9 protein-coding genes and 2 pseudogenes are annotated in these 8769 nt (G+C 41.4%); 1 reads left to right on the top strand and 10 read right to left on the bottom strand.

From position 1 onward, the window contains the following. Positions 1-312: 312 nt before the first annotated feature. Entirely contained in the window at positions 313-1521 is a 1209-nt protein-coding gene (locus P2G85_RS20660) for an IS4 family transposase (protein WP_275865935.1), read from the bottom strand. A gap of 183 nt (positions 1522-1704) precedes the next feature. After that, positions 1705-2124, bottom strand: a complete 420-nt coding sequence (locus P2G85_RS20655; protein WP_275865934.1) for a hypothetical protein — start codon at positions 2122-2124, stop codon at positions 1705-1707. A gap of 268 nt (positions 2125-2392) precedes the next feature. Between P2G85_RS20655 and P2G85_RS20650 the strand changes: the two are divergent. Continuing rightward, a pseudogene (locus P2G85_RS20650) lies at positions 2393-3297 on the top strand (IS5 family transposase). 62 nt (positions 3298-3359) lie between these two features. Here P2G85_RS20650 and P2G85_RS20645 read toward each other — a convergent pair. The 8 genes and pseudogenes from P2G85_RS20645 to P2G85_RS20595 form a co-directional block, all read right to left on the bottom strand. Next, positions 3360-3725 (bottom strand): VanZ family protein, encoded by a 366-nt coding sequence (locus tag P2G85_RS20645; protein ID WP_038887474.1) that lies wholly within the window; start codon positions 3723-3725, stop codon positions 3360-3362. A gap of 147 nt (positions 3726-3872) precedes the next feature. After that, on the bottom strand, positions 3873-4286 hold the full coding sequence (locus tag P2G85_RS20640) for a hypothetical protein (RefSeq protein WP_275865933.1): 414 nt from the start codon (positions 4284-4286) through the stop codon (positions 3873-3875). 722 nt (positions 4287-5008) lie between these two features. Beyond that, positions 5009-5548 (bottom strand): hypothetical protein, encoded by a 540-nt coding sequence (locus tag P2G85_RS20630; RefSeq protein WP_275865932.1) that lies wholly within the window; start codon positions 5546-5548, stop codon positions 5009-5011. Between the two features lie 188 nt (positions 5549-5736). Continuing rightward, entirely contained in the window at positions 5737-6411 is a 675-nt protein-coding gene (locus P2G85_RS20625) for a hypothetical protein (protein WP_275865931.1), read from the bottom strand. A gap of 141 nt (positions 6412-6552) precedes the next feature. Continuing rightward, positions 6553-7377 carry a DUF4238 domain-containing protein gene (locus P2G85_RS20620; protein ID WP_275865930.1) on the bottom strand — a complete coding sequence of 275 codons (825 nt, stop codon included), beginning with the start codon at positions 7375-7377 and terminating at the stop codon, positions 6553-6555. A gap of 598 nt (positions 7378-7975) precedes the next feature. After that, positions 7976-8113 (bottom strand): annotated as a pseudogene (locus tag P2G85_RS20615) (DUF3265 domain-containing protein); the annotation flags it as partial. Then, positions 8092-8412, bottom strand: a complete 321-nt coding sequence (locus P2G85_RS20610; protein ID WP_043877189.1) for a hypothetical protein — start codon at positions 8410-8412, stop codon at positions 8092-8094. The pseudogene P2G85_RS20615 and the gene P2G85_RS20610, both read right to left, overlap by 22 nt. A 132-nt stretch (positions 8413-8544) precedes the next feature. Continuing rightward, on the bottom strand, positions 8545-8769 hold a 225-nt coding region (locus P2G85_RS20595; RefSeq protein WP_275865929.1), incomplete at its 5' end, for a hypothetical protein.

Raw genomic sequence — 8769 nt, 5'->3', positions numbered from 1 at the left:
CTAAACGAGCAGAGTTTCAGCAAAAAAGTTCGACTCAGAGAACCCAAAAGTCGCCGCACCAAAGAACAAATTAACCGTTGAAACGATGCCAATTTTGGATTTTTACCACGCTAGTTAACACTGTAATTGAAAGCAGATACGACAACTTAAACTTTGAACTTTTACCACTAGATCTTGCGATATAGCTGCGTTTTTCCTCTTGCAAACTAACGCCCTGTTAAGGGGTGAGCAACGCAATACAAAAGCCGCCGCATACCACCTTAAACACTAAAGCCAACGCATAGTAAAAATGCCACGCGCTGAAGGATCCCCTCATAATTTCCCCAAAGCGCAGCCATATTTGAATAGATTTTGACCAAGCAGGGTTGCAGCTGCGAGTAAGTCTTCCCTCGTTATCGTGTAGCTAGAATGCCGCAAAACCTCCATGCCTAAGCGAACTGTCGAGAGTACATTTCGATTTCTGACGGTGTTAGCTTGGAAGTGCTTATCCCAACCTTGTTTCTGAGCATGAATGCCAGCAAGCCAAAATGTCAGTTGAAGCATCAGGGCTATTAACAGCATGATATCAAAGCGTTCTGAACTGCTAGTTCGACTATGGCGGAGGCCTAGTCCGTATGCAGGACTTTTCAAGTCTCGGAATGTTTCTTCAATCTGCATTCGCTTAGAATAGATCCTAACAAGTTGTTTTGGGGTTCGAATTTCAACGGGCAAGTTAGTTGCTAGAACCCATGGCTCTTTTGCCGAGGCTGAGTAAATTTTAGGAGACGGGTGATGACAGTTAGTCCGTGTTGAGCGCTGATTTTTTCGGCCTTTAGGACGAGATTTATACAGTGCGATTTGGCATGAAATTGGATTGCTCTTAGTCAACCTCCTATAGCCTAAGGTCTTTGAACGACTTGAGGATATGCCGTGTAAGCTGCTGATAGGTTTCCAGTTTTCAGCTCCTAGGTCTGCATATTGCACTTTCCCTCTTACTCGGCTTAGCCAGTACCAACCCAACTTGTCAACGGATTTATACCATGGCACTTTAAAGCCAGCATCACTGACAATGAGCGGGGTAGTACCACTCGGCAAAATGCTTGTTAGGTCAGCTAGAAATTGGTCATGAGACTTCTTTGAACACTGTTCTGAAAGCGGAAACGCTTTCTCATAAAGAGTAACAGAGCGCCCGTGTAGTGCCACTGAAGCTCGTAACACCATGAGGCGTTTTTGCTCACGAATATCAGACCAGTCAACAAGGACAATGGGCATCGAATTACCCGAACAAATAAAGCGCGCATGCCAACGGTAGACAGCAAGCCGCTCCTTGTGCAAGTGACGGTTACCTAACAATCTGTCGATTCGTTTGATGTTATGTTTTGTTCTAGCTTTGGTTGGCAGGTTACGACCAAGTTCGGTAAGAGTGAGCGTTTTACAGTCAAGTAATGCGTGGCAAGCCAGCGTCAAGCTGTTGAGTCGTTTTAAGTGTAATTCAGGGCAGAATTGGTAAAGAGAGTCGTGTAAAATATTGAGTTCGCACATCTTGTTATCTGGTTATTGATTTTTCGCAGAACCATTTGATCATATGACAAGGTGTGCATCTACCTTAACTTGATGATTTTTATAAAAATCATTAGGGGATTCTTCAGTGCCACGCGTTGCGAATCCCTCTTGAACAGTTTGTTAGCAAGTTATTTGTTATCGTATTTTGCCAACATGTTGACTTTACTTGCTTATTATTTCATGCACTTTACTTAATTTATTATATCTATTTGTAGCATTGATCCATATAATTGTGGAGATGATAGATAGAACCCCAAAAAATATAAAGCCAAATGAGTTTTCTATGAAAGACCAAACACCTCCAATTAATGGCAAAGTACAAATCAGACATAAATAAGAGTACTGTTGCTTTGAAATAACTGGTGTCATTACATTTTTTGTAATATTTTTATAACCAATAGCTCTGAACGTACCAGAGTTTGTTCGACTTCCGACCAAAATAACCTTATCATTTTTATTTATTACCCAATCAAGTTCCATCAAGTCAATCACAAGGTTTTTCTCTTCATTCAGCTCTAATTGGACATGACTTTTAGTCCGGGCTTTGTAATAACTAACTCTACCTTCTAGCTTTTCAAGCATTCCGAAAACACTCCATCTTAAAATATAATGCTCAACAAAAAATACAACCTAATACATTACTTGCTAACGCCGCGTTAAGGGGTGCCGGCACGCAATACAAAAGCTACCGCACAGCGCCGTAAACACTGAACCCAACGCATATTAAAAATGCCACGCGTGCCAAATCCCTCTTGAACGCTTTGTTATATGGGCTTTGTTGCTTAAATCGATGGAACTAAATCAAGAAGCTACGATCTGATCGGCTACACCCATCAATCGTCGTAGCCTCATGCCTAAACCTCGTTACAAAACAACTAACGGGAAGCAGTACAATAAAGCCTTAATCAACCGTGGCTCTCTGACCTTTTGGATTGATGAGGAAGCGATAGCCGAGTGGAAGCAAAACAAACAAGGCAAGCGTGGTAGACCTCGCCGATTCAGCGACTTAGCCATTACTACCGCTCTGATGGTGAAACGCGTTTTCTCTATGCCATTGAGAGCGCTGCAAGGTTTTCTAGACTCAGTATTTAAGCTGGCTAACATCCCTCTTGTTTGCCCACACTACACCTGTATAAGCCGTCGAGCTAAGGAAGTACCAAAACCAGAGGAGCAATACAACACCTAGCCATTGATGCCACTGGTCTCAAAGTTTATGGCGAAGGTGAATGGAAGGTCAAGAAGCATGGTACTGACGGGAAGCGTAGGGTTTGGCGTAAGCTACATATCGCAGTAGATACCAACACCCACGAAATAGTCGCAGCAGAGCTGAGCTTATCTAACGTAACCGATGCCGAAGTGCTTCCCAACTTGCTTAAGCAGACACGTCGCAAAATCATTGAGATATCAGGCGATGGCGCTTATGACACAAGGAATTGCCATGATGCCATACGGATCAAGCGAGCTGTTCCGCTCATCCCGCCAAGAGAAGGAGCAGCCTTCTGGGAACAAGGGCATCCTCGTAACTTAGCAGTAGGTTGCCAGAAGCTCTACGGCTCCAACAAGAAGTGGAAAAAGCGGTATGGCTATCATAAGCGCTCTCTGTCAGAGACCGCAATGTACCGAGTAAAACAGCTGCTAGGTGGGAAATTAAGCCTAAGAAATTACAATGCTCAGGTTGGCGAGACTTACGCTATGATCAAAGCGCTGAACAAGCTTACAGGGCTTGGTATGCCTGAAACTCAGTATATTGTTTAAGAACTGGTCAACATGGGGCTACCATGTCTTCTCACTGAATTAAGCAACAAAGCCACGCCTTGTTATTGCGATTTTTCCTTGAGAATCATCGACCGAGCAAAAGTCGCTATTAAGATACCTACCACTAGCCCTAAACCATTTGCACCTAAATCGAGCCATTCACCATAGCGATTTACATATGGTTGAACTAACTCAATAACTCCACTAAACGCTAAAAATCCTACTATCAAGAATAACCACTTCTTGGGTCTAGCTAGCGCAATTGGAAATGCCAAAGCCCCATAAGCAATAAAATGGTGAGTTTTATCTGAACCAGGAACAGGAGGAAGACTTTCCACTGGGTATAGGGACAAACCCGTGATTATCAGGGCTATTAGAATAGTAAATAGCAACCAATGAATTTGAACTAAATTTAATACAGATTTCAAGATACACTCCGAATCGCTATAACGCCCAGTTAAGGGGTGAAGCGCGCAACACTGACGTTACAGCATCACGCCTTAATCACTAAACCTAACGCATGGCGAAAATGCCAAGCGTGCTGAATCCCTCTTGAACTGTTTGTTAGGAGAATTTTACCACCGCTCAGTGTCAAAGCGGTCATACCTAAAGCTATGTGCGTAACCAAATCCATCAATATCAGGAAACAATGTTAAATAGCAGATATCAAACGTCCCTTCAAGTTGCGAAAGAAACTCTTTTTTTGCATCCGGACTAATAGCAACGTACAGATTAGCATCGGGAGAATTATCGAGAGTCAAACTGCCTGTTGGGTGTTGCGATACAGCACTATATAAAAATTGACCACCTTGCGCTGCAATACGTTTCGTTACAGTTGGTTGAACTACCAAATAGGGACGAGACATCGCTTCTGTTTGTTCTTTCATCATCTGTACAGAACGCTCACTCATATTCGACATTTTATATGTCAAATACGCGTAAATCCCAGTGACAACGACGAGAATCGCCGTCAGTATTTCCATGATCATAATTTCTCCTAATGCCTAACGCCCTGCTAAGGGGTGAGCAACGCAATACTGAAGCCCCCGCAAACCACCTTAATCACTAAAATCAACGCATAGTAAAAATGCCACGCGTTGTGAATCCCTCTTGAGAAGTTTGTTAGTTTGCAGGCCCAAAACGTTGATTTTACGTCATTTTAAACTTTGCAAACAATAAAGTTTATGTGTTTTGATGCACTTAAGTCAGGCGTAGTCTCAAAGCGGCTACTCAATGAGACCACATGGAACAAACAACGCCGCAGAAAACAAACTCACAACACCAAAAAGCACTTTTGGAAAACCAATCTCACAATGCGGACTTTCAACAAAGTCACTGAAACCACGTGAACTTACCACACCAGAGAAAACGTCATTTCAGCGAGTAAATCGGCTTTTGTACCAACAAACGCAACGAGCAGAGTTTGAGCAAAAAAGTTCAACTCACTTAACCCAAACGTCGCCGCACCAAAGAACAAATCAACCGTTGAAACGATGCCAATTTTGGATTTTTACCACGCTAATTAAGACTGAAATTGAACGCCGATACGACAATTTCAACTTTGAGCATTTACCACTAGATCTTGCGATATAGCTGCGATTTTCTTATTGCAAACTAACGCCGCATTAAGGTGTGAGCAACGCTTGGCTATACTTGAGCGAAGCAAAAGTGCCAAGCGTTGCGAATCACTCTTAAATGCTTTGTTAAGTTTCTATTTAGTACAACGACCGGTGCCATTAGGGGACATGTTAATATCTAAGGCAACAAGTTCACCAGTTTCGACATTCAGCCTTAGCTTCGTAATAGCACGACTATATATGTTACCATCGACATGTGGATAATCATTATCAAATAACAAGTAAGATTCAGAATGCTTATAATCAAAACTATCGACAGCTGAAGTAAGATTGGTTCTCGCTTTACCCTTATTCATAGTTAGTTCGAAGTCAATACTGTTAGTTGTTTTAGTGCCCTTATCTTTATTTTTTACTGTCACATCATTAAGGTTACATTTGAGAACTACAGGGGCAGTACTTGTTGCACAATACCAAGATACATTCGGTTCTGCTGCACTCATGTTTTTTGCAATGAGTTCGCAATCTTCCGCACTGGTAAATTCAGCCCTTAGCGTTTCAACACCAAATCTCTTCAAATAGAGAGCTCCCCCCTCAACCGGTTCGAAAGTTCCAGCAGTCAAACTAGTTGAAGTAAAGAAACCTGTAATCAATGCTATCGTGTGAAAATTTTTCAATTTTTATACCAACGTTTAAATATGGAGACCTAAACATTATACAGAGAAGATAGCCTCAAAATTAGTATTTTACGCCATATTCTGATTAGAAACTTAACGCCGCATTAAGGTGTGAGTAACGCGACCACGAGACTTGACCTTACCATCGTAAACACTGAACTCAACGATAGAATGAAAAATGCCAAGCGTTAGGAATCACTCTTAAATGCTTTGTTAGGCATATTTTCTGACATTAGCTGACTAACTTCCTTTGGGTACTCTTTGGAAAGAATCCAGCCTCTACACAAGTTAAATAGAGAGTCTACAGATTCATAAAATGCTGCTACTGCTTCTAGATAGTTTTGCTCAGGAATAAAAGCTTGCTCATGAGAGATAGATACTCCGATACCTCCATTCTCATCACTTTGAGAAATGATCCCATGAATGTGCTTTTCTGATAGGTGTATAAATCCTGAACAGTTCTTATACACGCCTTCCATCCAAGGAAATTTCGGGTTAAACGTTTTCAGCAAATACCAATCTTGTAACTTTTGATTGTCTCTACTTTTAATTTTACTCACAGATTCGCCAGAGAGTACTTTATTCGCAAATTCATGAGGGTCGTCAACTAATGTAGACGCAGCTAATCGAAGAATACTATCTACTTGCATTCGCAGGAACGGAGCAGCAGAAATATAGTTCCTTTCTTTAATTAGATGAATAAATGCATGCAAATTGCATTTTGAACGATTTACAGCAGCGAGGAACAAGAAGTCCAATGGATACATTTTTGAACCATCAGCTTCCATAATACTCTGAGCATACTTAATATGATCTTTATCAGTTCTCTCAAGCCTTTCTAAATATTTCTCAAGCTCTACCATTTTACCCTCATATGCCTAACGCCGCATTAAGTGGTGAGCAACGCTGACCATTAAACTTAAAGTATTGTGCCGTAAACACCGAAATTGAAGCAAACCAAAAAGTGCCGAGCGTTGGGAATCCGTCTTAAATGCTTTGTTAGATTAAATTCCACACGATTCCTTCGCGTATTCAAGAAGCGCTTTAGTTGAACCTACAACTCGTTCTTCTGCTTGAAGAGTGATTTGGTGATTGAACTTATCCACTGTGAAACCACTGTTTAAAGAACTAGACGCAATGATGATATTCTTCGTTAATGGAAAGGCGAATGACTTAAAACAAAATAGTTGATTTAAATCTTGGTAAACAACTGGGTTATCACAAGTTAAGACATAACCACCATCCTTGTCAGCAACAAAGAAATTGAAGTCAATTAAGGTGTCGTCGTACATACGAAACGTTAATAGCGGTAGAACCATATTCTGTATTAGTTTTCGATGCGATTCATCCCCCCTGTTTTGATACAGATAATCAATAAAATGCGCATTGAGTCCAATTGTTTTACCAACTTCATTTGGCAAGCTATGAAAAATTGATGGCAGCATCTCGGACATTTCATTAGCTAGTGCTTCATGTGTTGGGGAACGCCAGAACTGAAAAGCTATAATAGACTTAATTAGTTGATGAAATGATGCTTTTTGTTTTAGAGCTACATATTCGCTCGGATTATTCCTAAGAGAGATAGCGATCTCAAATGCACTTGAAAGCTCGCTTTCAACTTCTTGGTAAAAATCTTCGATCATTTGAGGATTATCGAACCCTTTGACAGTGTATAGATGCTTCTTATACATCATCTGAGCAGGGTGCATTTGACTAATTTTTCCGTACGGCTTCCTCAGAACAAACAACTTATCATCGCCCTCGGGCGTGAAGCCTTTTAGATACACTTCAGGCAAAAAATGATGCTTAACTTTCTGTTGTTTAGTCAAATGTAACTCCTTTAATCTAACGCCCAATTAAGTAGTGAGTAACGCTACCACTTAACCAGAATATTGTGCCCTAATCACTAAAGCTGACTCAAACCAAAAATGCCAAGCGTTGAGAATCCCTCTTGAATGCTTTGTTATGTTTATCCACAACTGCATGATTTGCTTGAGAAAGAACTGCTATTTCTGACAAGTTTCCGAACGAATCCACAAGGTAGGAATAAGCTTGACTACCAAAGGCGACCAACCTAAAACAAGTAAGTCCACTTCCCTGCCCAATGAGGCAACTCGACTAAGCCACAACAAGCGCCCTTTCTTTCCAACCAAAGCGCAAAATAATGGCAAATTGCCGAGACAACTGCCAAGCCGAGATGCTAATTGGCTAAGAACTTAAAAGCGCCTTTGAGCCAGTTAAACCCGAAACCGACCGCCACGACCTGACAATGAAGCAACCCACGAATATTGGCATGTTTTACGGCCTGAGTGATTCAAGAACTCAGACCGATAATGCGGATTTGCTGAGTCTACTAGGGACGAACTTCCAGAGGGACAAAGAACTAGAGCCTAAGACCTTTAAGCCCTTGAAATACGAGTAAACATAACGCTGCGTTAAGGGGTGAATGCCGCCTAAACCGGCTTTCCGCAGACCACTTTCACCACCAAAACTCTCCGCATACCAAAAATGCCACGCGGCATGAATCCCTCTTAAACGCCTTGTTATGTGTTTGAACCTATTGATTCAGCAATAAGTCTGTTCATGCGGTCCTTAACCGATTTATTAGGCCATGGCTCAGCCAAAACCCAAATTGGAACGGATAAGCCAGCTTTTGTATGCGAGTAAACTATATACAACAACACTGTGGTATCTGTTGGCTCTAAATTATTGAGTTTTAGCGATGTATCAACAGCTTCTAGATATAGACCATTTTCCATCTGTCTTGCATACATTTCATTGAGTTCGTTCCATTCTTTTATCGGCTCAGCAGCAAGACAGTTTAGAGAAAGTAGACACAAGAAAAGATTGATGAATTTTGTCATAGATTCCTTTACACATAACGCCCAATTAAGGTGTGAGGCACGCAATACCGAAGTTGCCGCATATCGCCTTAATCACTTAACACAACGCATAGTAAAAATGCCACGCGTGCCGAATCACTCTTAAATTGTTTGTTATAAGCTTTTTTCTAATTCATCTACTTTTAATTCTGTTAGCCTATCTTGATGAACTTGTATCTTCCAATACCATAAATTGAAACCTTGAAAGGCCATAAATGCGTATTCCGGAGCAATCCAGCCACCGATTCCGGGATTGTCCGGACACCCATTCCGTTTTAATCCGGACACCATTTCCGGGATAAACCAGTCCATTTTTCCACTAACTCCGGAATCACTGTC

This window comes from Vibrio sp. CAU 1672, from assembly GCF_029223195.1.
Classification (GTDB): Bacteria; Pseudomonadota; Gammaproteobacteria; order Enterobacterales; family Vibrionaceae; genus Vibrio.
Note: the sequence above shows the minus strand (reverse complement) of the source record. Positions and strands in the feature narration are given on the sequence as shown.